This is a genomic window from Indolivaga capnocytophagoides (assembly GCF_036511535.1).
GTDB lineage: Bacteria > Bacteroidota > Bacteroidia > Bacteroidales > Dysgonomonadaceae > Dysgonomonas_A > Dysgonomonas_A capnocytophagoides.
In genome coordinates this window covers 2,330,771-2,355,576 of the sequence record NZ_AP028867.1, presented here as the reverse complement: position 1 = coordinate 2,355,576, position 24,806 = coordinate 2,330,771, and the positions used below count along the sequence as shown (strand labels likewise).

20 protein-coding genes and 2 tRNA genes are annotated in these 24,806 nt (G+C 36.4%); 16 read left to right on the top strand and 6 right to left on the bottom strand.

The window, feature by feature from the left end; translation table 11 throughout:
- Positions 1–9: 9 nt before the first annotated feature.
- Positions 10–1,095: an efflux RND transporter periplasmic adaptor subunit gene (locus tag AABJ51_RS09490; RefSeq protein ID WP_338375860.1), complete on the bottom strand. Its 1,086-nt coding sequence runs from the start codon at positions 1,093–1,095 to the stop codon at positions 10–12.
- A gap of 962 nt (positions 1,096–2,057) precedes the next feature.
- Here AABJ51_RS09490 and AABJ51_RS09485 point away from each other — a divergent pair.
- From AABJ51_RS09485 to AABJ51_RS09465, 5 genes are all read left to right on the top strand, one after another.
- Positions 2,058–4,406 (top strand): carboxypeptidase-like regulatory domain-containing protein, encoded by a 2,349-nt coding sequence (locus AABJ51_RS09485; protein ID WP_338375858.1) that lies wholly within the window; start codon positions 2,058–2,060, stop codon positions 4,404–4,406.
- Positions 4,407–4,481: 75 nt separating this feature from the next.
- Positions 4,482–4,787, top strand: coding sequence for a hypothetical protein (locus AABJ51_RS09480; RefSeq protein WP_338375856.1), 306 nt, complete (start codon positions 4,482–4,484; stop codon positions 4,785–4,787).
- A gap of 159 nt (positions 4,788–4,946) precedes the next feature.
- Entirely contained in the window at positions 4,947–5,993 is a 1,047-nt protein-coding gene (locus AABJ51_RS09475) for a sensor histidine kinase (RefSeq protein WP_338375855.1), read from the top strand.
- A gap of 1 nt (position 5,994) precedes the next feature.
- A complete protein-coding gene (locus tag AABJ51_RS09470) occupies positions 5,995–6,699 on the top strand; it encodes a LytR/AlgR family response regulator transcription factor (RefSeq protein WP_338375854.1) in 705 nt (234 codons plus the stop codon).
- Between the two features lie 348 nt (positions 6,700–7,047).
- Complete coding sequence (locus AABJ51_RS09465) at positions 7,048–7,629, top strand: hypothetical protein (protein ID WP_338375852.1); 582 nt, start codon at positions 7,048–7,050, stop codon at positions 7,627–7,629.
- A gap of 104 nt (positions 7,630–7,733) precedes the next feature.
- Here the strand turns inward: AABJ51_RS09465 and AABJ51_RS09460 are convergent.
- The 4 genes from AABJ51_RS09460 to AABJ51_RS09445 form a co-directional block, all read right to left on the bottom strand.
- Positions 7,734–7,806: transfer RNA gene (locus AABJ51_RS09460), tRNA-Phe, on the bottom strand.
- Between the two features lie 67 nt (positions 7,807–7,873).
- Complete coding sequence (locus AABJ51_RS09455; RefSeq protein WP_338375850.1) at positions 7,874–10,852, bottom strand: serine hydrolase domain-containing protein; 2,979 nt, start codon at positions 10,850–10,852, stop codon at positions 7,874–7,876.
- A gap of 1 nt (position 10,853) precedes the next feature.
- Positions 10,854–11,684 (bottom strand): bifunctional metallophosphatase/5'-nucleotidase, encoded by an 831-nt coding sequence (locus AABJ51_RS09450; protein WP_338375848.1) that lies wholly within the window; start codon positions 11,682–11,684, stop codon positions 10,854–10,856.
- An 84-nt stretch (positions 11,685–11,768) separates the two neighbouring features.
- The gene (locus AABJ51_RS09445) at positions 11,769–12,521 is read right to left on the bottom strand and encodes a 5'-nucleotidase C-terminal domain-containing protein (RefSeq protein WP_338375846.1); all 753 of its coding nucleotides are present in this window, start codon (positions 12,519–12,521) and stop codon (positions 11,769–11,771) included.
- A 341-nt stretch (positions 12,522–12,862) separates the two neighbouring features.
- On the opposite strand from AABJ51_RS09445, the gene AABJ51_RS09440 reads away from it, so the two are divergent.
- From AABJ51_RS09440 to AABJ51_RS09420, 5 genes are all read left to right on the top strand, one after another.
- Positions 12,863–13,411 (top strand): terminase small subunit-like protein, encoded by a 549-nt coding sequence (locus AABJ51_RS09440; RefSeq protein WP_338375844.1) that lies wholly within the window; start codon positions 12,863–12,865, stop codon positions 13,409–13,411.
- Between the two features lie 839 nt (positions 13,412–14,250).
- Positions 14,251–17,100 carry an outer membrane beta-barrel protein gene (locus tag AABJ51_RS09435; protein WP_338375842.1) on the top strand — a complete coding sequence of 950 codons (2,850 nt, stop codon included), beginning with the start codon at positions 14,251–14,253 and terminating at the stop codon, positions 17,098–17,100.
- Positions 17,101–17,205: 105 nt separating this feature from the next.
- Positions 17,206–17,278: transfer RNA gene (locus AABJ51_RS09430), tRNA-Lys, on the top strand.
- A 239-nt stretch (positions 17,279–17,517) separates the two neighbouring features.
- Positions 17,518–18,735 carry a tyrosine-type recombinase/integrase gene (locus AABJ51_RS09425; RefSeq protein ID WP_338375840.1) on the top strand — a complete coding sequence of 406 codons (1,218 nt, stop codon included), beginning with the start codon at positions 17,518–17,520 and terminating at the stop codon, positions 18,733–18,735.
- 245 nt (positions 18,736–18,980) lie between these two features.
- The gene (locus AABJ51_RS09420) at positions 18,981–19,298 is read left to right on the top strand and encodes a DUF493 family protein (protein ID WP_338375837.1); all 318 of its coding nucleotides are present in this window, start codon (positions 18,981–18,983) and stop codon (positions 19,296–19,298) included.
- 187 nt (positions 19,299–19,485) lie between these two features.
- On the opposite strand, the gene AABJ51_RS09415 is transcribed toward AABJ51_RS09420, so the two are convergent.
- On the bottom strand, positions 19,486–20,307 hold the full coding sequence (locus AABJ51_RS09415) for an AraC family transcriptional regulator (RefSeq protein ID WP_338375835.1): 822 nt from the start codon (positions 20,305–20,307) through the stop codon (positions 19,486–19,488).
- 184 nt (positions 20,308–20,491) lie between these two features.
- Between AABJ51_RS09415 and AABJ51_RS09410 the strand changes: the two genes are divergently transcribed.
- The 6 genes from AABJ51_RS09410 to AABJ51_RS09385 all read left to right on the top strand — a co-directional run bounded on the left by AABJ51_RS09410 (position 20,492) and on the right by AABJ51_RS09385 (position 24,581).
- The gene (locus tag AABJ51_RS09410; RefSeq protein ID WP_338375833.1) at positions 20,492–21,442 is read left to right on the top strand and encodes an NAD-dependent epimerase/dehydratase family protein; all 951 of its coding nucleotides are present in this window, start codon (positions 20,492–20,494) and stop codon (positions 21,440–21,442) included.
- A gap of 301 nt (positions 21,443–21,743) precedes the next feature.
- Positions 21,744–22,007 (top strand): hypothetical protein, encoded by a 264-nt coding sequence (locus AABJ51_RS09405; RefSeq protein WP_338375831.1) that lies wholly within the window; start codon positions 21,744–21,746, stop codon positions 22,005–22,007.
- A gap of 124 nt (positions 22,008–22,131) precedes the next feature.
- On the top strand, positions 22,132–22,374 hold the full coding sequence (locus AABJ51_RS09400) for a hypothetical protein (protein WP_338375829.1): 243 nt from the start codon (positions 22,132–22,134) through the stop codon (positions 22,372–22,374).
- A 148-nt stretch (positions 22,375–22,522) separates the two neighbouring features.
- Positions 22,523–22,858: a helix-turn-helix domain-containing protein gene (locus tag AABJ51_RS09395; RefSeq protein WP_338375827.1), complete on the top strand. Its 336-nt coding sequence runs from the start codon at positions 22,523–22,525 to the stop codon at positions 22,856–22,858.
- A gap of 305 nt (positions 22,859–23,163) precedes the next feature.
- On the top strand, positions 23,164–23,751 hold the full coding sequence (locus AABJ51_RS09390; RefSeq protein WP_338375825.1) for a BfmA/BtgA family mobilization protein: 588 nt from the start codon (positions 23,164–23,166) through the stop codon (positions 23,749–23,751).
- Positions 23,752–23,762: 11 nt separating this feature from the next.
- A complete protein-coding gene (locus tag AABJ51_RS09385) occupies positions 23,763–24,581 on the top strand; it encodes a DUF5712 family protein (protein ID WP_338375823.1) in 819 nt (272 codons plus the stop codon).
- The last annotated feature ends 225 nt before the right edge of the window (positions 24,582–24,806 follow it).

Here is a 24,806-nt window from a genome sequence, read left to right as displayed (position 1 = left end):
GGTGAATTATCAATCTGCATTAAGTTTCAACGACTTCAACGCTTGTTCAGCTGTTACTAGTGTTGTTTTTACTGTGTCGCCATCTTTGACCTTTTGAAGACCTTCGAGCAGAAATTTATCTTTTTCAGACAATCCGGATCCGATAATATAAATATCGGGAAGTTCATAGGCTATAGTTATCTGTTTAGATTTCACTACTCCATTATTGTCTATTATAAAGATATATTTCTGACCTTGTAATTCGAATGTCGCTTTTTGAGGAATAATCAGGGCATTTTTCAGAGGAATATCCATTTGTACTTTTCCCGACTGCCCATTTCGCAATAACTGGTCGGGATTTGGAAATAAAGCCCGAAAGGCTATATTCCCCGTTTCACTGTCGAATTCCCCTTCAATGTTCTGAATAATACCTTTTTGAGGGAAGATGTCTCCATTTGCCAATACCAAACCTGCTTTGTTGTTATTCTTCTCATCCGCCTGCTTTTGGTAGTTAAGATACTCTGTCTCCGAAAGGTTAAAATAAGCATAAATACCAGTATTATCTGACAGGCTGGTAAGTAAGTCTCCTTCGTTGACAAGGCTCCCCGTTTTTAGCGGAATACGGTTAATAATACCGGCAAAAGGTGCTTTGATGGTCGTGAATGAAAGATGTGTCTGCGCCGATTTAAGTGCGGCTTTAGCCGCATCAAGCTTGGCTTTAGACATCGCTTTTTCGTTTTGTGATACAACATCATTTTGTGCCAGTGTAGTCGAATTGCGGTAGTCGATTTCTGCTTGCTCTACTTCGGCCTGAGCTTTCATTACATCTGCCTGATAAAGTTGTGGCATAATAGTAAAAAGGACTTGTCCGGCGTGCACGTATTGTCCCTCATCGACAGATATTTTTTGAAGGAAGCCCTTTTCTTGTGCACGCACTTCAATGTTTTTTACAGATTGTATTTTTGCGACATATTCATTTGTTACCAGTGTGTCTTTTTGGAGAGGAAAAGTAGCCGGATATACAGCAAGCTCTGCTTTTTCTTCCTTTTTTCCCTGACAGGCAATCATCACGAATAATATGCTCAAACTAAGAGTGGATATTATTACTCTTTTCATAAAGCAACTTTTATTTAGAAACTATAATGGAGGATATTAATTCTTAAGATTTTGCGTAAAAAACGAAAATCTGATATGAGTACTAATAAGATACACTCTAATTATGTCGACACGTCATTCGTTCGTTTTGTATATACTTGGGAGAATGTATATTTACTTACCTTTTGGGAAGGGTGGTTTGACGATTCTTGGTAGATACTTCTAAGCAATATTTGAGATTGGAATCCGATTGACCCAAAGCTAGTCTGTAGTGTTGTTAACACTTTAGGCGATACCTGAAAGGTATAGTTTAGCGAATGTTTTATCTTATTTATTTTACCGCTATTAAACATCGGATGCCTGAATTTCTAAAACAATAATCTTTTTACCTTAATCATTCTGTGGCAAAGATAATATTTAGTTTTTCAGAGAATAGACTGTTATAATTAATTTAATTTATTTACAATATTTTTCCGTAAAAAAGGTCGATGTGTGTGTGCTTATTTTGTTGTTTAGATAGTTTAAATGTTGTTTTATAACTGTTTTCGTTATTTTGTGTCTTGGTTTTTTTTTATAATTTTTATTAAAATAATGGAGTAATAATAAAACTTGTAATGTCGGTGTTTTTTATAATTTATATCTGTCTGTCAAATGTGTTCCAATTTTAAACTTAATATAGACGTATTAGACCTGTGGCAGAGACTTTATGTTTTTCTCATAAAAGTTGATTAACATACTTTTCGTATTCTTCTTTGACTTGTGTCTCGTCAAAGAAAAGCATTTATATTCTGAATAATAAATTTCACCTATATATTTTTTCATTCATCAAGTAAAGTATTCCATCCGTCATATTAATTTGATAGCCGTATTGCTTCAGTTTAGCTTTGAAACTGCTTAAATGCACATAAAACAGTGGTAAATAATTATAGACCACATTTTTATGGGGTTGATTTTTATTAATGAAAATTTAGAATTTATACATTATGAATGTTTTAAAGTTGGGACTGTTTTTTATTTTGAGCCTAATGTTTGGAGCAATGTCTGCTCAAACAAGTAAACCCATTAGAGGAGTAATTCTAGATAGTTCATCGGGAGAGATATTGTCTTGGGCATCTGTTTCGATAACTAACATAAATCCTCCCCGAGGTGTAATGAGCGACTCATTAGGGAATTTCATATTCGATAAATTACCTATTGGGCGTTATGATATACAAGCAATGTTAGTCGGGTATGAACCAATGGAGATAAAGGAAGTACTAGTATCTTCATCCAAAGAGACATTCTTAACATTCTCACTAAAAGAGAACGTGAATCAGATGGAAGAAATTATAGTGAGACCTAAAATAAATAAACAGGAATCGATCAACCCAATGGCATTAGCAAGTGCCCGTATGTTAAGTGTCGAGGAAGCAAATCGTTATGCAGGTGGTTTTGACGATCCTGCACGTTTAGTCTCGTCATTTGCGGGAGTCGCCGGAAGTGTATCGAGCAACAGTATTACTATTAGGGGAAATTCGCCTCAAACACTACTTTGGAAACTCGAAGGAATTGAAATCCCTAATCCGACTCACTTTCCTGATGTTACAGGATTGGGAGGAGGTATATTATCCGGACTAAGTTCGCAGGTTTTAGGCAATTCCGATTTTTTTACAGGAGCTTTTCCTGCTGAATATGGCAATGCGTTATCCGGTGTTTTTGACTTGCATATGCGTGAAGGAAATCGTTGGGAAAGAGAAAATACTGTTCAGATAGGAGTAACCGGAATTGATGTCGCTTCGGAAGGACCTTTCAAAAAAGGAGGAAAATCATCTTATATTTTCAATTACAGGTATTCTTCGATGGCATTACTGCCAGAATCAATGGTTGGACGTGCTACAGGAATGAAATATCAGGATTTGTCATTTAAGATGAATTTTCCTACTAGAAGGTCAGGAATATTTTCGGTATGGGGCATCGGGCTAATCGATGATTATACATCGGAGTACGAGTCTGATATAGATAAATGGGAAATACAATCTGATCAGCAAACAATCAGACTTACCCGTGAAATGGTTGCAGGCGGTTTGAACCATAAATTCTTTTTGGGAAACTCGGGTTATATTAAATCTACTTTGGCTGCAACTTATAAAAATGACCATAACTGGTATGATTGGTATAATAAAGAGTTGACACCTTCTCGATATTTCGATTTCGAGCGAAGCAATACTGACCTTATTTTTACAACTCATATGAACAAAAAATATTCGTCGAAACACACAAACCGAACCGGTATAAATGTAACCTCGCTTAGTTATAATTTGAGAGCAGACCGAAGCCCCGATTTTGGTACAGATCCGTTACCTATGATTAATTATGGAGACGATGATGGGAACTCAATGGCTTACTCGGCATATAGTAATTCGATAATTCAGTTAAGTAACAAATTTTCGGTTAATGTTGGGATAACCGGACAATATTTTAAATTGACAGACAAATGGAGCATAGAGCCTCGTGCCGGTTTAAAGATGCAATTGACCAATAAGCATTCCATTGGTTTGGCATATGGAAAGCATGCACAAAGAGAGAGATTGGAATATTATTTTGTAAAAACTCCCGAGACTGGTAATGAGTTGGTGAATAAGGATTTGGATTTTGCAAAAGCACATCATTTTGTTATGTCATACGATTGGACTATATCTAAAAACTTACATCTAAAGATTGAACCTTATTATCAACATTTGTATGACATACCTATGGCTGCAGATAATTCATTTTCTATTATTAATTTTAATAACCTGATTCTTCGAAAAGCTTTGGTAAATGGGGGAAAAGGACGTAATTATGGAATTGATATAACACTTGAGCGTTATTTGGCAGATGGTTATTATTACTTGTTCACGGGATCTCTGTTCGAGTCAAAATACAGAGATTTGGAAGGAACATGGAGAGATACGAAGTATAACAGGAACTACCTGTTTAACCTGCTTGGTGGAAAAGAATGGTTATTGGGAAAACATAAGCAAAATATTTTCGGGCTAAGTGCCCGTCTGACCTATCAGGGAGGGGATCGTTATACTCCTATTGATGAACAAGCGTCTCTGAACGCAAAAGATGAGGTACTCGATGAATCGAGAGCATTTGAAAAACAGTTGAATCCAGCGTTTATATTTGATTTCACGGTGAGTTTCAAAATGAATAAGCGAAAGCTTGCACATGAGTTTGCCCTGAAAATGGTAAATGCCACAGGTTATGAAGAGTATAATGGTTATGCTTATAATTTTGTAAAAAAGGAAATGCAGATGGAAAGGTCTGCTGTTATTATGCCTAATATTAGCTATAAAATAGAATTCTAAAGACAGAAGTAAAGGGTGCAAGCTGTCTCAAGTTTGCACCTCTTATTTTAATCAAATAATAAATTATTCGAGAAAATGTTAAATTTAGCCTTTCAAGGTATTCTTTCGTTTAGTACCAAGCTTCTGTATCTCTCGATTTATCTGGGATTCGGCATTATTATTTTATCTCTTATGCTTATTCCTTATGCCATTATAAGGCTTATTAATGGGCATTTAATGGCAGATTGGGCTTTGTTTATTATTATAGTTTCCTTCTTGGAAGGACTGCTGTTGTTTACCGTAGGAACTATAGGTTTGTATATAAGGTATATGTTAGCTGAAACAGAAGAATTCCCTCCATATATTGTGAAAAGTTCTAATTTATCTGATCGCCGGCGTTAAAGGGTTGTTATGTTTTTATATATGATAGTTTTAGATGTCATTATGGACGATGTTTTCCTTCGTTCGTATGAACCTGTCGCATGACAGATTTAGTTTGTATATTTACGCATACAGAATAAATAGATTTGTAGTATAGTATAGAATGTAATAACGTAACGAATGAATATAAAACACGAATGGATTACGCATTTCTTTTTAGCATTAGTATTATCAATATGTCTGTTTATTGTTATAGATATTGCTGATGGTAAGCAAATATGGGAGATCGGTACATTTCCTTTTTCAAAAGTGCGTTTACTATATTTGGCTGTAACTGTTGTTTTTTTGTATTTCGGAAGCTATATTTATCGACGATTAGCCTTGTTTTTTATTAATAGAAATAAGGATAAAAGGAAAGCAAATTGGAAAGAATATTTATTTGTTTTTCTGATAAACTTCGTCATCTTAAATGTTATACATGTATTTATTGCTTTTTGTATCATTCAGATGCCTATGTCTCGTGTGTGGAGAGAATCTCCATTAATTAATGTGACATTATCTATTCTGTTGTTTCTATACTATACGATAATACGCAATAGAATCCTGTTCAAAAGTTTTATTGAACAAAGCCTTCAATTGGAAAAAGTGAAGGTCAATCAATTAGAGACCGAACTGAAATTTCTGAAGTCGCAATATCATCCACATTTTTTATTCAATGCTTTGAACACTATTTATTTTCAGGTAGATGAAACGAATAAGGACGCAAAACAGAGTATTGAGCAATTATCAGATTTGTTGAGGTATCAGCTTTATGATATAGAACAGGAGGTGACCTTGGAGCAGGAGATAAATTACTTAAAGTCTTATATTGCTTTTCAACAGTTACGGATGACCGAACGGCTCGTTTTAGATATGCATTTCGATCCGGAATTGAAAATGCAGAAAATACACCCTCTATTATTTCAGCCTTTAATCGAGAATGCGTTTAAATATGTAAGGGGTAAGTACAAAATACAATTGGAAATGAGGTTTAACGAGAATCAAATAGAGTTTGAGATAAAAAATTCAATATCCCAATCTCAAAATACAGGTAATAAAAAAAATGAAGGGATAGGTATTGAGAATCTGAAACGACGGCTCGACCTTTTATACCCCAATAGATACAACTTAAATATTGAACAAACAGAAAATATGTTTGTTGTTAAATTGACTATAAGCACTGATTGATATGAAAATAAAATGTATCATTACAGATGATGAGCCGATGGCAAGAAAAGGCTTACGGAGCTATATCGAAAAAATAGATTTTCTCACTTTGACTGGTGAGTGTGAAGATGCTATTCAGCTAAACACTCTATTAAAAACCCAGCAAGCCGACCTTATATTTCTTGATATTGAAATGCCTGAGATGACAGGCTTAGAACTGCTATCAAATCTTACGAATCCTCCCAAAGTTATAATCGTATCAGCATATGAGCAATATGCCCTCAAAGGCTATGAGTTCGATGTAGTGGATTATCTTTTAAAGCCTGTGTCGTTTGACCGCTTTCTGAAATCGGTGAACAGGATTCATAATCTGTTTCAGACAGAACAAATAAGAACTAACGATTATATATTCGTAAAGAGTGACAAGCAGCTAAAGAAGATTCAATTTAAAGATATTCTTTTTATTGAAAGTATGCAGAATTATGTTGTTATTCAAACTATTTCATCTAAAGAAATAGTATATACTACTCTGAAACAAATTTATGAATCGTTACCTCAGAATATTTTTCACCAGACTCACCGTTCGTATATTATAAATATAGAAAAGGTTACAGCCATTGATGGTAATCAATTGACTATAGCCTCTTATAAAATACCGGTAGCCCGAAATTTTAGGGATGATATCTTTAGCTTGATAATAAATAATCGATTAATATCAAAAAATTAAGAACTTGTCTAAATCTGACCTGAATACTTAATTATATTACTTGAATATTATTTTCCTTTTCAACAGATAAACCACCCGTACATGTTTTTCATTAGAACTAAGAATTCCAAACTCATAGATATGCTTAAAATCTAAACCCTTTTCAATCGTCTGATCATACCAAAGCTTCATAAATCTTTTTTGAATTATCGTTATTTTAAGAAGGTTATCCATCCGGATGAATGTGGAATTTAATATATTTTTTTCCTATTATGAATGTCAATAATATTCGAATCATAACCAAAGAATGTCCTGAAATTTTCTTTTCAAAACAATGCAAGACTATGAAAATATAAATATAATTTAAATATGGAATCTGTTATGAATTTATTGCCTTTTGAAGGCTTTATTATACCCGGACTTCATTTTAATAAATGTACTATCTGGGTTTTAAAGTGGGATTCTAACCCAACTCATATAAAGGATATGGTTGAAGTATGGATTTTATGGCATAATGGAAAGAAAACCTGTTATATCAGTCCTTCCGAAGCAAAAATTGTATTCCAAAAATACCATGAATTTGATGAAATAATACCTGCAACCATAATTATTGAAGAAATAGATTCAAGCGTATTGATAGAAGTAACAGCAGACCACTCTTCTATTTTGTCACTGAAGATATTACACAAGAATACATTAAAATACAATCTACTGAACTTCATATTAAGATGTGCTAAGAGAAATAAAATAGCGGAAAAAGGAAAGACTGAAACAGGAATGAACTACAAGAGCATTCCTAAAAAAATTAATTCAATTAGAGTTATACAGTCTAAGCTGTATGGCGAAAATGTGGATCTTATAAAGAAGCCTTCTATTCAATATACATTGGGAGACGGAGAATCAACTAAAGAACCAATCATCAACTATTGTATTCATCTATTGGAAGATTAGTAAAAAGAAGAATAGATTGCAGCGGCTAGACAAATATAATAAAATAAAAAAAAGCTAATCAATTTATTAATAATTGATTAGCTTTAATGTCTTGCTTTTGAAAGTGGTGCCACCAGGAATCGAACCGGGGACACAAGGATTTTCAGTCCTTTGCTCTACCAACTGAGCTATGGCACCATTAACCGTTTTGCGTGTGCAAAGGTAGGACAATATTTTATATATACAATACCTTTGATGAAAAAAATTACTTTATTGCATTATAAATTACTTCCTGGATACGTGGACGGATATTCAATTTCATCAAATCTTTAGAGGTTCTTGAAGGGTTCACCCTGTTAGACAGGAATATATATATTAAATCATTATCAGGGTCTACCCAAAAGCAAGTTCCGGTGAAACCTGTATGTCCATAAACACTCGCCGGAGTGGAAGGAGAGGTGGGGCTTGATTTTGTATTCTGCATGTCCGGTTTGTCAAAACCTAGTCCTCTTCTGCTATTCGGGCTTTTTGTCATTGTAAACATTCTTACGGTTTCTTTACTCAGATATTTTTCATCACCGTATGTACCCTGATCAAGCCACATCTGAAAAAGCTTAGCTAAGTCATTTGCATTCGAGAATAAACCTGCGTTTCCGGATATTCCTCCAAGAAAAGCTGCGCCTTCATCGTGAACATAACCTTGTAACAGCTGTTTTCTCAGAAAGTCGTCTTGTTCCGTAGGTGCAATTATACTTTTGTCAAATTTGGTCAAGGGATTGTAGGTTGTCGTAACGGCCCCTAGTTTTGAATAAAAATTGTTTTGCAGAAAAGTATTAAGATCTGTTCCTGCTGTTTTTTCAACCGCTTCTTTCAATAATATAAAATTAAGACAACTATACAAATATGATTTTTTCGATCTTAACTTGCTATTGGCTATATTTTGTAACATGATGTCCTTATAGCTATCGCTTACATACAGGTTGTCGGCTATTTGCTTCGTGAATCCGGGTTTAGATATCTGAGATATTAATTCGGGCTTAAATTTGAAGTCTGTTCTTGCCCATGCTCCATTATCGATCAATGCAGGATATCCATCGGTTTGACGGTAAACAATCAACTGTCCCGAATAACTGTCCTGATCGATAGCGGGAAGATAATATGGTATGAACGAAGTTAACCCTGTTTCGTGAAACAGAGCCTGACGTATTGTAATCTTATCTTTATCGGTATGCCTGAGCTGCTTTACATAATCGCTCAACGGAGTCTGCAATAAGAGTTTCTTATCATCATATAATTTCATGACAGCAGGTACGGTGGCGGCGGCTTTAGTCATGGAAGCCAAATCATATATGTCACTTGTTAAGACCGGGCGTTTATTGTCATATTCAAAAGAGCCAAACGCTTTATTGTAAATAACTACTCCGTCTTTGGCTACCAGAACTTCGCAACCCGGATAAGCGTGTGCCGCCAATCCCTCCCGAACGATGTCTTCTATTTTTTGAAGCTTGTAAGAACGAATCCCGACTTCTTCCGGCACATTATAGGACAAACGTACTTTTGATGTTTTCATGCCATCACCTACATCAAATAAGCCGGATACCGATACCGGTAGTTTTCCCCGGATAGCATTTCCTCCGAAAATAGCCTGCGCTGCATATTCCTGAGCGAAAGGTGTATTTTCATATGCCATAATCAACCCGTTTGTGCTTTTGACCGATGAAGCATACTTCGACATCAAATAAGGGGATACAAGAAAGGTTACGATGCTTTCTTTACCTTCAATTAAGCTGTCTACTGCTGCTCCCGAAAAAGTTCCGGTGGTATGTACCGAAACAATTACGGTATTGAACCCCTCAAGTTGTTTTTTTATATCGGCTATATCCGATGTACCGGATGCAGTGAAGCATGTGACATCTCCATAAAGCTTCAGTGTGTTCTGAAATGAATTGTCTGGCGTTTCGCCCAAGGCAACGGCCGCTATTTTACGTTTATCGAGATTCTTCAGGGGGATTACTTTGTCATCATTTCTAAGCAAGGTGATAGCCTGTTCGTTTAGTTTCCGGCATAACCATTCAGCATAAGGCGTATTAAGTCTGTTTATCAGATTGTCAACGTTCGAGGGTTTGTATCCATTCAGCCCTAATAGGTATTTGTATTCGAGGATTCTTTTACAACGATCTTCTACAACATCCATACTCAGAGAGCCATCTGCTACAGCTGCTTGTAATGCTTTAAATTCTTTTTCGGGTGAAGATGGTCCCAAAAGCATATCGTTGCCTGCCAATATTGCCCGCAGGCTCATATCTTTTTCTTTGGCTACACCCTGCATGGCCAGACCATCGGTAAATATAAGCCCCCGAAAACCTAAATTATTCTTAAGTAAATCTGTTATTATAGGCTTAGATAAAGAGCTCGGAGCACCCGAATCGTCCAATGCGGGTATATTCAGGTGAGCAATCATGATGCTGCTGAGTCCTTCTTTTATGTATTTTTTGAAAGGAGAGAGTTCCACTTCATTCAAGCGGTTTTTATCATGCGTGATCAAAGGCAGGGTATAATGAGAATCGGTGGAAGTATCACCATGTCCCGGAAAGTGTTTCGCCACGGGTAGTACACCTCCGTCTTCAACACCTTTGGCATAAACAATTCCCCACTCGGCAACCTTGTCGGAATCTTCGCCGAAAGAGCGGATACCTATAACCGGATTGTCGGGATTGCTGTTTACATCGATATCCGGAGCGAAATTGACATGGATACCCATTAATCTGCACTGACGAGCCATTTCCAATCCGTACCGATATATAAGAGAGTCGTCACGGATAGCTCCGATCATCATGTTTTTAGGAAAACGGGTTGTGTTTGACAATCGCATTGAAAGCCCCCATTCTGCATCGGCTGTAACTAAAAGAGGAATTTTAGCTCCCGATTGCCCCAGATTGGTTAACTCAGCCTGATCGGTAGGAGTTCCTTTCGAAAAAAGAATTCCTCCTGCATAGACATTCTGTACAAGATTATTTATCCGCCGCTTGTTTGCGTCTGTATTATCCCCCGTTACATGTATAATTATAAGCTGTCCGATTTTTTCGTCCTGAGTCATGCTGTTGTATACAGAATCGACCCACTGCTGCATTCTTTGTTTATCGGCATGTTTATAGATACCCGGTTCGATTTTGCCTTTAGCAAACAGAGTTCCTACTGAAACAAGCAATATCAGACAGGATAAGAGAGTGTGTTTTTTTATCATCCTATTTTTTAATTTTATCCAATTCAACTTCGTATTTATTTATAAAAGCTCCGTTCTTTCCGGTCTGAAATATCAATACGTCTTGTCCGTCTATATTTTTGCGTCTATCGGGCTGCTCCATATATGTATGAGAGTGTCCGCCGATAATCAGGTCGATATTTTTAGATTGTTCGGCCAATATTATATCATCAGAATACCCTATATGAGACAGACAGATGATGAGGTCACATTTTTCTTTTTCTTTCAATATTTTGGCATAGAAATTAACTGTACTTATTACAGGCTTAAATATCATTCCCTGATATCTGTTTTTCTGGATAAGTCCGTCAGGGTCTACGCCGACTCCGACAATACCGATCTTCAGTCCGAATTTCTTCAATACAATATAGGGCTTAATCATGCCTTTCATTACTGTATTCGAAAAATCATAATTACAATTAACTATCGGGTATTTTAGTTTTTTGATTATCATTTTAAGGGTATCCAGCCCATAATCAAACTCATGATTGCCTAAAGTCCCGGCATTATATTTCATCATATCCATCGCTTCGGCTTCTACCCGCCCATGAAATAAGTTGAAATAAGGCGTTCCCTGCACAAAGTCCCCTGCATCAAATAACAGTACGTTTTCATTCTCTGCCCGTACTTGTTTGATGAAAGCCGATCTGGCTTCCACTCCTCCCATGCCGGCATATTGTTTGTCATTTGCCGGTAATGGCTCTATACGACTGTGAGTGTCGTTTGTGCCTAATATCACTACTTTTTTTTGAGCCTCTGCGATCAATGAAACGCTTATCAATATCAGCAGAAAGGTTATATATTTTAATTTCATATTCTTAAGTAATAGTAAGTATTTAATTCTGTATTGTTCTGGTAAACTCGTCTACTGAAGCAGCCGTAAATAGGTCTGAGACCTTTATTTTTCAATAGTTATACGTCCATCCAATACAGACGACACCGGTTTTCCGGCAGCCGTTTGTTGTTTTACATAATCCATCATTGCATCACGAAGAGTGATACCCGGCTCGATTACTTCTACAGCTTTAGCAAAAGCTTCCATGCCATCATTGCCGTCTGCCAGATAGTCGAGTGTCATGATAGTGTATATTTTATTCGGATCAACGGGCTTTCCTTTTACCGTAGCACTTACTAATTTATCGTCCTTGATGACCAAATGTGCTGTAGACGAAATGCCTGCTCCTCCTATTTTAGCATAAGATTCGAATGCTTCTTGCAAATCGCTGCCTTTCAATTTGATCAATACCAGTGTGTTTTCGAATGGATATATTTCAAAAATATTACCGACTGTAATATTACCTTTCCCCAGATTGGCTCTATGCCCGTAAACATTGACTGATGCAAAATCGCAATTGCCGCCTGTTGCTTTTTCCCCGTATGCCTGCATTACGTCAGATGTGAGGTTTGTTAATAGACTTTCGGGGCGTCCATAACTCATATCCTGATCGGAAGTTCCGATAACCTGTCCCATTTCTTTATCCAGCAACACCTTGTATCCGGCCACCATAGCCGACATTTCGGGAGCTTTGCCTTCATATTGGGTTGCAACCAACGGATACCGCTGCGCATCCATACTCTTTATAACATAGTGTTGCCTCGAACACGAAAAACATAATGCAACAATTATTGCACCGCCTATTATTCTTCTCATAAACTCAACTTGAGGTACCAGACCTCTTTATTACTTAGGCAAGTAAGAAATATATAATTAAGTACTTGCTGTGATTTAAACTCTTAAAACTTCAAAATTAAATATAAAAATACGAGTACACACTTTTATCGTTTTAATAAATCGTAAATAATGCCAATCAGTAGTTGGATTCGTAAATAGTTCATAATAATTGGAAATTTTCGACGACTCGTAAGGGTAGGGTTCTGCTCTACCCGATATGGAGTCCAACAGACGAAGCAGAGTCTTTGCACTCCATGGTATGTATGTATTCAGGGTAATTTTCTGTTTTTTATCTATACTTAAAAAAATACATTACAACTATGGCAAAGTATACGGATAAACTAGGAAAGCAAATGGTGGAAGCAATAGAGCAGGATGAATATACATTAGGCGAAATCTGCTCAATGCACAACATCAGCCGCAAAACATTTTATCAGTGGATGATCAAATATCCCGATTTTGAGGAAATGGTCAATAATGCCCGTCTGGAAAGAGACGAGCGCCTGGCTCAAAAAGCACGGCAGATACTAAAGCAAAGGGTAGAACAAGGTCGTACAGTAACTACCACCCGCTATAAATATGTTGTAGATGAGTACGGCGAATTGTATCTGGCAGGAAAGACAGTAACCGTGAAAGAATATTCTCCGGATGAAAAGACCCTGAAGATGGCGGCTTCTAAAGAAAGCGATATCGAAAATAAGGAGAAAAAGATACTTATTGAGGTGAAGGAGAAAGAACGTATTTTGCAGGAAGAACTGGAATATAGATTATGGAAAGAGGAAGAAGAAAGAGAGTTTCAGGAGACAATCAGAAAATCAGCCGAAGAGATGACTCAAAAAAACAATCAAGCTATTGAATATAATGAATAGAGAGTCAGTTGTTACTTTTGTTACCTTTTCTAACTTTTAGTGTTTAGCGGATTTCTAAAAAGGCTTAATAATGTCAATCAGTATTTGAAAATCGTTCTTTTAAATTATGCTATTTACTACGCGCAATCAGAGATTGCTTGTGTTCCTTTTGGCTAAAGCCCCAAAAGGAACCAAAAGGTCTTTGGCGCTGCGAGGCTCTGCCTATCTGACTACGTTCACGGGCGAAACTAAATAAAACTCGCCTTTCAGGCTCAAACAGCATTTAGTTTTTACGCCCGTTTCACTGGTCAGATTACGGCTTCACCCCTGTATGCGCCCAGGCTGACGCACAACTTCGCTTGCGCCAGCCTACAAAAGGGTCTGTGACCCCGTCAGGTTTTCGACCTCGGCGGAAGCCCGGGGTACCCGCTGCACGAAGAAAGCGTTAAAAGACAGATAGATATCAGCGATAATCATTTTTATTTGTCTTAGCTTTCGAGGGCTGAGCGGGTCGGGATGTAGACGCAGTCTTGATCTTTTGTTTCGTTTTGCATCAAGGCAAAATGAAAAACAAAGCCGGGAGGCTGCGTTAGTAAATAGCGGAATCTGAGAGTATAATTTAAAAGAATGTTTTTCAACTACTGATTCGGATGAATAGAGAGAAAGTTGTCACCTTTGTTACCTTTTTCTGAAATTATCAAGCATGAAGTAAGTTCGGATATGTATATTTAATACAGGAGACATTCTTTAACTTTTATTTACTATTATATAGCAAAAAAAGCGGAAATGCTATTAAACCTTTTCCCGAAGTCGAAGTCTTAGAACTTAATAACAGAATAAAATCATATACTGGAACATCAATGGGAAAATCGATATTCGCAACAATTTTACTGTGTCTTTTGGGTATAACGGTAAATGCTCAGTCCAACTTTAGAATAAGTGGAACTGTTTATGACAATTCAAATAAGGAACCTATTGGTCAGGCCGGTATTCGTATTTTAAGTGCTTCAGACAGCACTTATGTTTCCGGAACATCCACTCTTGATAATGGGCGTTTCTCGGCGTCGGTAAAGCCGGGTAAGTACATTGTCAATGTTACTTTTCTCGGATATAAGCAGGTTTTTATCAATGCCGATGCTTCAAGAAAGACTGTTGCGCTCGGAGATATTATGTTAAAGGATGACGGTATTCTTTTAGGTGAAGCGGTTGTTACGGCGAAAGCTGCTGAAATCGCTATCAAAGGTGATACTGTAGAATACAATGCCGATTCTTACAAAGTACAACAAAGTGCAGTTGTAGAAGACTTGTTGAAGAAAATGCCTGGGGCAGAAGTGGACTCGGAAGGAAAGATTACAATCAATGGTAAAGAGATTACCAAAATACTGGTAGATGGTAAAGAATTCTTCAGTTCTGACCCGAAAATGGCATCGAAAAACCTGCCGGCATCAATGGTTGATAAGCTGCAGGTGTTGGATAGAAAATCAGATATGGCTCAGATGACCGGATTTGATGATGGCGAGGAAGAAACCGTAATCAACCTAACAGTGAAGAAGGGGATGAAGCAGGGATTATTCGGTAATGCCAGTGCCGGAATGGGAAACAAAGACCGTTATGGAGCCAGTGGTATTGTAAACTATATGCTCAATGATAATCAGTTTACAGTTATAGGGGGCTCTAATAATACAAATAACGAAGGCTTCAGTGATAATGTGGGAGGATCGTTCCGTGGATTAAGACAAGGAGGTTTGAGTTTTGGCGGAAACAATGGTATAACCAAGTCTGCAACCGGAGGATTCAACTTTGCGATTACATCCTCGGATAAGATGAAATGGGGTGGTAATATTCGTTATGGAAATACAAATAACGATGCGAACTCTTCTCAACACTCTGAGACCTATATGTCCGATAGTATCAAAGCAATTAGGGGAAATAGGTTTTCCGAATCTTCGGGCTGGGGCAGTAATAAGAGTAATAATTTCAGTACCGATCTTCGGTTTGAGTGGACTCCCGATTCGGTCACAAAAATCATATTTACACCTAATATACAGTTCGGAAATAACCGCTCGGATGTTTATACTGATGCTCGTACGTGGGATGCTTTGGATACTTTAAATGTGAGTAATTCAAGCTATTTTAATGACGGAACTTCCAGATCGGCTTCGGCTCGTTTACAAGTGAGTCGTGAGCTTGGTAAAAAAGGGCGGGTATTGAGCGTGAGTCTGACCGGTGGTTTTAATGATTTGGACAGTGACGGGGCGGAGTGGTCAAAAACAATATATCCGAGTAAAAATGATTCGGTAGCTATTATTGACAGGAAGACCGATTTGAAAAATAAGGGACATAACTGGAGAGGATACATTTCTTATGTAGAACCTATTGGGAGAAACAACTTCATTCAACTGAATTATTCGTACAGAAAAAACTACTCAGAATCGGATAAAAAGGGTTTGAATCTGGATGATAACGATCAGTACACTATTATAGATACAACAGCAACCAAAAAGCTCGAGAATAATTTTGTCAATCAGGAAATCGGGTTGAACTTCAAGGCTGTACGTCCTAAATACAACTATACAATCGGAGTAGCGTTGCAACCATCGAGTTCGAAAAGCTGGACTATAACGCCCACTGATAAATCTTATGTAGCAAACGATGTCCTGAATTTTTCGCCTGTGGCTCAGTTTAATTATCTTTGGAGTAAGCGTCACAATCTTCGTCTGGATTATGATGGATCTACCACTCAGCCCAGTACAACCCAATTGTCGAATGTCAGGGATGAATCAGACCCATTGAGCATTACTTATGGTAACCCTGATCTGAAGCCATCGTTCAGTAATAGATTCAGAATCCGTTTTCAAAATTTCAATCCTGAGAAGTCGAGTGCTTTGATGATGTTCGGAGGTTTTACCATATCATCAAATGATATTGTTCAGAAATCTTTCAACCTCGAAAATGGAACGAAAGAAACAACTTATGATAATATCAACGGTAACTGGAATGCTCAGTTACGGTTTATTTACAATACACCTTTGAAGAATAAGAAATTCTCGGTCAATTCGATGTCATTCGGAGCATTTACAAATGATAACGGTTACTCTGACGGTGTAAAGAATACAGCGAAAACAGTTCGTTTTGCAGAAAGTTTAGGTCTTCGGTTCAGAACCGATATGCTGTCGCATCTGACTGATAACGGGTCTCTTGAAGTTGGTCTTAGAGGAAATGTAAACTATCAAAACACTCAGAACAGTTTAACAGGACAGCAGGATCGGGAGATTATCAGTTATGGCGGAACATTTAATACAAACGCATATCTGCCTTATGGTATTTCTATTGACACAGACTTGACATATTCGGCCAATAACAGTACGGGATCGACATACAAACTGAATGAATGGATGTGGAATGCAAGTGTGTCAAAAGATTTTGGTATTAATATCAAGAAAAAATCATATGGTACAGGTACTTTAAAGCTAAACTTCTATGACATATTGCAACAACGGACTAATATCTCGCAGACAGCAAATACAAGAGGATACACAGAAACTATAACAAGTACATTGCCGGCTTATTTTATGGCTAGCTTTATATATAAGTTCCAAATATTCAAAGGAGGAGCTAAGATGTCAGATATGGATCGGGGAGACTTTCCTCCCGGTGGTCCCGGTGGCCGTCCCGGAGGTGGATTTAGAGGAAGACCTCCCGGTATGTAATATGTGTAAAATGGGATATTCTTAATATTTTTTTGCTTAATCTGTTGGATTACTAGAATATATTTGTATCTTTGCACTCGCTTTGAAAGAAAAGCAATAACCGGAGATTCCGTAGCTCAGTCGGTAGAGCACATCACTTTTAATGATGGGGTCCTGGGTTCGAGCCCCAGCGGGATCACTAGCAAATGATGCAAAAAGAAGTAAAACCTTGATTTTCAGTAGAAAGTCAAGGTTTTTTCTTTTGTCCAAATAGGCAAAAAAGGGCAATTTATGACAGTATATACATGCCTAAATCGTGGACAAGCAAACGTGCGAAAAATGGTCCACGATTTTGAATATTAGTCATTATTTGTCAGCAACTTACCTCATGACTACTTGATGGTTTAAACGTAATTTTAACCACAAAAAAGTAGTAAAATGAAACAAAAATCCTTTCATGTTTTATTCTTTCTCAAAAAGAATAAAATCAAAGCAAACGGAGAAGCCCCAATCTCAATGAGAATTACTGTAGATAAGCGATTCTGTGAAATGTTTATCCGAAGAAGTACACTTGTCGAGAATTGGGATCAAACCAAAGGGAAACTAAAAACCAAAGACAAACTATCAACCGAGATCAATATGTATATTGATACGGTCAGGGCTAAAATCCAAAATATCCACAGACAACTCGAAGCCGATAACCTCGAAATATCCGCAAAAGAAATCTGCAATCGCTTCTGTGGTGTTGAAGAAAAACACAAAACTCTCCTAGACGTTTTTGAGGAACATAATAAAGAGATCAAACTATTACAAGGTAAAGGTTATGCTCAAAAGACAATTATCCGCTTCGAGGGGACAGTCCGATATTTGAAGGAGTTCTTAAAGAAAGAGTACAAGAAATCGGATATCAATTTAAAGGATATTGATCTACCCTTCATTCAGAAATTCGATACCTTTTTAAAGACTGAGAAGAATTGTGCACAGAATACAGCTATCACCCGATTGAAGCAGGTAAAGAAAATTATGCGTATTGCTTATTCTAATGATTGGATTCAGAAAGACCCTTTTATGACTTACCGATTCAAGTTCGAGGAAACAAATATAGAATTCCTGACACAAGAAGAGTTGAACTCCATTATCCAGAAGGATTTTTCTATTGAAAGACTAAGTACGGTCAAAGATATTTTTCTCTTCCAGTGCTTTACTGGATTGGCATTTTCGGATATTGAGCAATTAAAGTCTGAGCATTTAGTAAAGGATAACAACGGCTCATTATGGATTCGCAAGAATAGGCAGAAAACAAACAATATGTGTAATATTCCTTTAATAACAGCAGCAAAGATGCTTATAGATAAATATGCAAACCATCCTGAGTGTATTGAAAAGGGAGTATTATTTCCTGTACCTACTAATCAGCGTATGAACTCTTATTTGAAGGAAATTGCCGATTCGTGCGGAATTACAAAGAAGCTTAGCACGCATGTAGCCCGACATACAGCGGCAACAATTGTATTTTTAGCCAATAAAGTATCGTTGGAAAATGTAGCTAAAATACTCGGACACTCAAATGTGAGAACTACGCAACACTATGCCAAAGTATTGGATAGTTCTATTATGAGAGATATTCAAGAAGTAGATAAGAAATTTTCATTGTAGTTTCTTTTCTTTCATCTGAACACAAAGATATATCAAGAGAATAATTCAGCAAGGTCAAGCTCTCCGAGTTTACACAAAGAATCTTCCTTTCGGCGAAAGTGTATTCTTTGGTAAAACCTTGCTTTTATTATTCTCTTTTTAAATGGGGTGTTTATCAGTTGAAAAGAAAAAATAATAAGTAATATGGTGTTTTCTGTCGGTTTGGCATATAATTTCATTGGTATGATCTTTGTTTTAAAGTAAGTATGAATGAAAATATTAAAGTATTAGAGCATGACAGGAATCAGCATACGGACGATTTCTATCTGAAGTTTAAGGAACGGTTGGAGCAAACACATTCTTTTCCGTCTGACTATATATTTAAATATATAGTTCCTGCAGAACAAAGTATTATAGCTAAGTTGCATTCGATATTCAGTAGTGCGAATCCGAGTATTTCCTCTAGAGACAGTAAAAATGGTAAATATACAAGCGTAACTATAAAAGTTACCGTGAACGATGCCGACGATGTCGTGATTTATTATCGACAAGCAGCAGTCATAGATGGAATTGTGATGCTATAACACATAATGGTTGGAAAGATAATGTTGTGCATTATCTTATCCACTTTATAATTGTAGTTTTAAAAGACAATCCTTTGATATCACACATCGTTATTTTGAAACATTGCTCATAGAGAAACTTCTCAATAAAGGGCAAATCTATGTATGGCTTTGTGTAAGAAAAATCCAATCATCTGGACTATTCCAATTACTCTAATTTTTGATGCTCTTTTTTAAAAGCAGAGGGAGTCTGTTTAAAATGAGTTTTGAATGCATTACTCAGATGACTCTCATCACTGTAGCCAAAATCAAAGGCTAATTGGGATAATGTGCTCTCTTGATGGACTAAGCGATAGGCAATAAGGTTTAACGCATAGGTTTGGATATATTTTTTAAATGCGCTTCCTGTCGCTTTGCGGAAATACTGGTTAAAATAGCTCTTATTAATATTGAATTTTTCTGCGATATTCTGAACTGTTAGCAGATGCTTATCCATTATATGTTTATCAATATAATTAAGGATAGACTGTATTCGTTCATCTCTGAGAGTCGCAAGGACAAGATTTTCCTCTTCTGACATCAATGCCATAATCAAACTCAAGCAATTCTTGATGATGATATTCTGTAGTGCAGATGCTCTTCTATATTCCTTGTCAATCAGTTGTATTAACTCACCTATATTTCTTCTGCATTCAACTGATAATAGTATTTTTCTTTTAGGAAGCACAAGCTGTGATAGAAGTAACCTGAATTCATCATCCTGCAAAAAAGACTCGAAATAACTCTCATTGAATTTGATCACACAGATCGAAGACCTTTCCTGAAACATAAAGAAATGATAGTCCTGTGGGGTTAATATAAACAAATCGCCTTCTTTGTAATTGTAGCTGTGATCATTAATCGTATGTTGCCCTTTTCCCTTATTGATATACAGTAATTCATAATGCATATGTTTATGTATCGGATACTGCCATTGATCCTCGAAGACATGATCAACCTCTATTTTATTTGTCAGAGTTCTTATATGCATCTATAAAAGTTACAATTTATTCGTTGTTTCTTGCAAGTTCCATACTACAAAAATAGCCCAATTTTGCATTGGATAAAAGCCAAAATTGAAATAAACTGATTAAATGATATTTTTTAACTGACAGAAGAACAAATAATTGCTCAATTAAAAAAAGTGAGATTTAAAATTAAAAAGAAAGAGAAAGATGGAAACGAAAAAGAGAACATTTGGATATCTTATATCTAATGAAATTCCAAAAAGTAACATTAAGGTATTTGTTACAGGGGCTACTGGTTATATTGGAGGATCTGTAGCGGAACGTTTAGTCTCGATGGGATATGATGTTTCTGGTTTAGTTCGAACAACTGACAATGCAGAAGAATTAGCAAGAAAAAATATTAGACCGATTATTGGCTCGTTGGACGATTTTGATGTCCTGACAAAAGCAGCTCAATCGGCTGATATCATCATAAATGCGGCTAATGTTGACCACATTAGGGCAGTAATAACGCTTGTTACAGCACTTGAACATAGTGGAAAACTACTAATTCACACCAGTGGATCTTCTATTGTCGCTGACCATGCCGACGGAGCATATGGGGCAGAACCTTTGACAGAAGATGACTTTTTTGAGCCTGTTCCTTTCAGGCGTGCTCGTGTTGACATGAATCGTTATGTAAGACAAGCTGCTATTGAGAAAGGAATCCGTACGATTGTTATATGTCCATCTATGATTTACGGAGAAGGTAAGGGTACACAGATAAACAGCGATCAAATCCCGAAACTAATAGATATCGCCAAACATATAAATGCAGGTCCATATTTCGGTGCAGGTCTTAACAGGTATTCAAATGTTTATATAGATGATTTGATCGATCTCTACATCCTTGCAATAGAAAAAGCTCCTGGCGGATCATTTTTTTTCGCAGAAAACGGCTCAAACTCGTTTATTGAAATTGCTAAAATAATTAGTAACTATTTGGGGTTAAACGGGGCTATTACGGATCTTACTGTAGAGCACGTAATAAATGATTATGGAGAAGAGGCTCGCTTAGGAGTAACTTCTAATAGTATGGTAAAGTCGTTAAATGCCCGACTATTAGGTTGGCATCCTCATGGACCATCTCTTGAAGAATATTTTAAAGACAAGCAATAAGTTAATATTGGCAGGAAATTTATAGTGGCTTTATTTAGATAATTAATAAAGCCACTATAATATGATTAATAATAGCGAGACTGCTTCACTTTCAATACTAAACTATAACGGAGAAAATAAAAGATATTGAACTCAGAAAAATCTGTAACCTGAGTGATTTGATTATTAATAAATTATAAAGATAAAAGGAGAACAGCGTAATAATCTTAGACGATATATTTAAATGTCATTCAAGAATCATTCGGTATGTAGCATTGAGATTCGATATAATCCATAATATTTACCATCAAAATTTATGCTTATGAATGATTTATTAAAAGAAAGGATTTTCAGATTGTTATCTGAATCAGTTCATATTACAAAAGAAGAAATTCAACTTGCTTATGAAGATTTTGTAGTTCAGGTAGATAAACTAAATCAAACCGAATCGGATTACTCAATAATCTTTCGGGTATTGAATCTTACTCGTATTGAGTTTAACTCATTAGGACTATTCTCATTTTACGAGCAGGGGGGAAAATGCGCTAAAAAACTTATACCTTCAAAAGGTAGTTTGGTATCTTGAATCTGAGATCGATTTACTAAGACTAACATTCGCACAAACAAATCAATGCCTTCAAAGCAATATTAGATATAATAAATCGAAAGTCTATTTTATCCCTAGCTCGCAAGGCTTAGGGATTGATGGTATGGGAGAATTTGCAACCACATTGGAGCTATCTAACCAATTTTTAGATGAGAACGGCAAACCTGCTCCATTTAAAGAGATTACTGAAACTCTAGAATATGCATTTAATTTTACTTTTGGGAATGCATACAAATCCAAGTCTAGAATATTTAGCCGTAAACCTTACAACTTAACAAAAGCACTTGATTATTTGAAGAAATTACTTATTCGTGAAAGTAGAGATAAGAAGATTGTAAAAAGATGAATATATAATCATCTGATATACAATTAGCTAAATAGATCATTTAGGGGAATCTATAGGGATTCCCCTATTTTCTTGTATCCAATTGTCAGTTCTTTGCTTTACCAATCGATTGGAATTAATCAATTATTAATTTCAAAAACAACGTATTATGTATTTAGACAATGAAGACTTCCTATCATGGATGGAGAAACTTTCTAAAAAGCTTACAATTATAGGCAGTGATCTTAAAGCAATGATGGCTACAGGAGAAGCATTTAACAATGAAGATAAATTGTTGGATAATCAAGATCTCGCGTTTCTTCTCAAAGTGAGTTATCGGACTTTGCAACGTTATCGGGATAGTGGACAACTTCGATATTTCCTAGTTAGGCGAAAGACCTTCTATCGTATGGCTGATGTAAAAGAATTTATTCAATCCTATGCCTCAAAGAAAGAGATTGTGATGTTCAACAAAGGCATAGAAGATGGTAAAACCTTGAAATGATTCTGCATCTACTCATCTAAGCAGAATGAAGCAAAAAGGTGAGGGCTGTGTCTAGTCCATCACCCTCCCTAAAAGCTCCGCATTTAGCAGAAACACCCCTCGCTCAACCGCTTCGGATTGTTTAGCTAAATTGAGCAAGAGGGAACTGGACTCACGTCCTGTTCTCCTCTTGCCCTTCGGGGCAAAGCCTTCGGCTTTAGTGCTTTATTAAAAAGCACTGTTATAACACTTGCTATAACTGGAATTGATAGACAATTCTGTTTAAGCAAGTTAGCTATATGAATAACTATAAAATAGTTATAACAATGGAAAAGCAGAATAGAAAAACCATATTTACAACCATAGCGATAGATAAAGAAACAGATAGAATTATAGATAAACTCTGTAAACGCTATTCACTGAAAAAAGGAGAAATAACAAAACTTGCCTTTCAGTATTTAGATAAAGCAAATATCAATCCAAGCGAAGCACCTGAATCGACAAAGGCAGAACTAAGGAAGATCAACAAACGACAAGACGATCTAATTCGCTTTATCCGACACTATGAAGAAGAGCAACTCAATCCTATGATACGGACAAGTAATTCGATTGCCACAAGATTTGAAAGTATTGTCAAGTCAATGGAAGATATTATTCTCTCGCATCTTAAAGCCAATCAGGAAGGACAGAGTAATTTGCTAAAGATGCTAAGTGAGAAATTTACAGGGCATGCTGATGCTATTAACAATCAGGCGAAACAATTATCAGTAATCTATAAGAATCAGCAGAAGGATAATAAGAAATTACTGCAATTAATCAGCTTGTATTCAGAACTAGCCACAGCTGGACTAATGGATGGTAAACGGAAAGAAAACATAAAAGCCGAAATAGCCAATCTTATAAATGAGCAATAACACTTACACAAATGAATATAGATTTCCCGCCACCATCGAACGGCGTATATAATAATGCAGGTAGTAGCAGTAGGCTTGCGAGATACCTCGAACATGAAGATTTGGAACGAATGGAGAAAGGTATTTATACGGAGGGCTTTTTCAATCTGGCCCAAGAGAATCTATATAAGTCTCAAGTAGTAAGAGATATAGATAACAACAAAGCCCAACTTCTTAAAACGGATGCTAAATTTTATGCTATTCATGTCAGCCCATCTGCTAGAGAATTACAAGCAATGGGAGAAACGGAACAGGAGCAAGCCGAAGCTATGAGAAGATATATTCGTGAAGTCTTTATTCCAGAATATGCCAAAAACTTTAATAAGGAGTTATCAGCAGATGATATTAAATTCTATGGAAAGATACATTTTGATAGAGATAGATCGGAAAGCAATGAGGGAAATATGCATTGTCATATTATTGTCAGTCGTAAAGACCAAAGTAATAAAATCAAGCTTTCGCCATTAACAAATCATCGAAATACCAAGGCGGGTGTTGTCAAAGGAGGATTTGATAGAAGCGGTCTTTTTCAGCAAGTGGAGAAGAATTTTGATCAGCTTTTTAATTATAACAGACCTATAGAAGAAAGCTTTGAATATTATAATACAATGAAGAATGGCTGTATCACAGAACAACTCAACATGCAGGAACAACGAATTTTTAGCGAAAAGATCAACAAGAAAGATAACCTACAAATTATTGACATTGAAAAGAAAAAGGAACAAGCAATGAAGAAACAAAAACAAGAAACTAAACAAGATGAGAAAATTACGAACAGAGGGATTAGATGATAATTGCCTGATAATTGCCCGAATCGATTTTACAAAAGAGCGTGTAGGACATGGAGCACACTTTATTAAGTTCTTGGTCCAAATAGCGGTTAAATACAGATATAACATATCGAACTAGAATCCACTAATGAGAAAAGTAGAAATTTTTCAGAAAAGCTGAAATTCCAATCTATTGATGGTTTCAACTATACAGTATTGATAGGGACTCTTATCGATTGTTTTCAA

What these genes read in the sequence shown, in the direction of transcription:
- AABJ51_RS09490 (WP_338375860.1), bottom strand. Translation starts at nt 1,095, where the DNA reads ATGAAAAGAGTAATAATATCCACTCTTAGTTTGAGCATATTATTCGTG.
- AABJ51_RS09455 (WP_338375850.1), bottom strand. Translation starts at nt 10,852, where the DNA reads ATGATAAAAAAACACACTCTCTTATCCTGTCTGATATTGCTTGTTTCA.
- AABJ51_RS09400 (WP_338375829.1), top strand. Translation starts at nt 22,132, where the DNA reads ATGGGAGAATTTGCAACCACATTGGAGCTATCTAACCAATTTTTAGAT.
- AABJ51_RS09475 (WP_338375855.1), top strand. Translation starts at nt 4,947, where the DNA reads ATGAATATAAAACACGAATGGATTACGCATTTCTTTTTAGCATTAGTA.
- AABJ51_RS09390 (WP_338375825.1), top strand. Translation starts at nt 23,164, where the DNA reads ATGGAAAAGCAGAATAGAAAAACCATATTTACAACCATAGCGATAGAT.
- AABJ51_RS09395 (WP_338375827.1), top strand. Translation starts at nt 22,523, where the DNA reads ATGTATTTAGACAATGAAGACTTCCTATCATGGATGGAGAAACTTTCT.
- AABJ51_RS09385 (WP_338375823.1), top strand. Translation starts at nt 23,763, where the DNA reads ATGAATATAGATTTCCCGCCACCATCGAACGGCGTATATAATAATGCA.
- AABJ51_RS09405 (WP_338375831.1), top strand. Translation starts at nt 21,744, where the DNA reads ATGAATGATTTATTAAAAGAAAGGATTTTCAGATTGTTATCTGAATCA.
- AABJ51_RS09485 (WP_338375858.1), top strand. Translation starts at nt 2,058, where the DNA reads ATGAATGTTTTAAAGTTGGGACTGTTTTTTATTTTGAGCCTAATGTTT.
- AABJ51_RS09465 (WP_338375852.1), top strand. Translation starts at nt 7,048, where the DNA reads ATGGAATCTGTTATGAATTTATTGCCTTTTGAAGGCTTTATTATACCC.
- AABJ51_RS09440 (WP_338375844.1), top strand. Translation starts at nt 12,863, where the DNA reads ATGGCAAAGTATACGGATAAACTAGGAAAGCAAATGGTGGAAGCAATA.
- AABJ51_RS09470 (WP_338375854.1), top strand. Translation starts at nt 5,995, where the DNA reads ATGAAAATAAAATGTATCATTACAGATGATGAGCCGATGGCAAGAAAA.
- AABJ51_RS09480 (WP_338375856.1), top strand. Translation starts at nt 4,482, where the DNA reads ATGTTAAATTTAGCCTTTCAAGGTATTCTTTCGTTTAGTACCAAGCTT.
- AABJ51_RS09435 (WP_338375842.1), top strand. Translation starts at nt 14,251, where the DNA reads ATGGGAAAATCGATATTCGCAACAATTTTACTGTGTCTTTTGGGTATA.
- AABJ51_RS09410 (WP_338375833.1), top strand. Translation starts at nt 20,492, where the DNA reads ATGGAAACGAAAAAGAGAACATTTGGATATCTTATATCTAATGAAATT.
- AABJ51_RS09445 (WP_338375846.1), bottom strand. Translation starts at nt 12,521, where the DNA reads ATGAGAAGAATAATAGGCGGTGCAATAATTGTTGCATTATGTTTTTCG.
- AABJ51_RS09450 (WP_338375848.1), bottom strand. Translation starts at nt 11,684, where the DNA reads ATGAAATTAAAATATATAACCTTTCTGCTGATATTGATAAGCGTTTCA.
- AABJ51_RS09415 (WP_338375835.1), bottom strand. Translation starts at nt 20,307, where the DNA reads ATGCATATAAGAACTCTGACAAATAAAATAGAGGTTGATCATGTCTTC.
- AABJ51_RS09425 (WP_338375840.1), top strand. Translation starts at nt 17,518, where the DNA reads ATGAAACAAAAATCCTTTCATGTTTTATTCTTTCTCAAAAAGAATAAA.
- AABJ51_RS09420 (WP_338375837.1), top strand. Translation starts at nt 18,981, where the DNA reads ATGAATGAAAATATTAAAGTATTAGAGCATGACAGGAATCAGCATACG.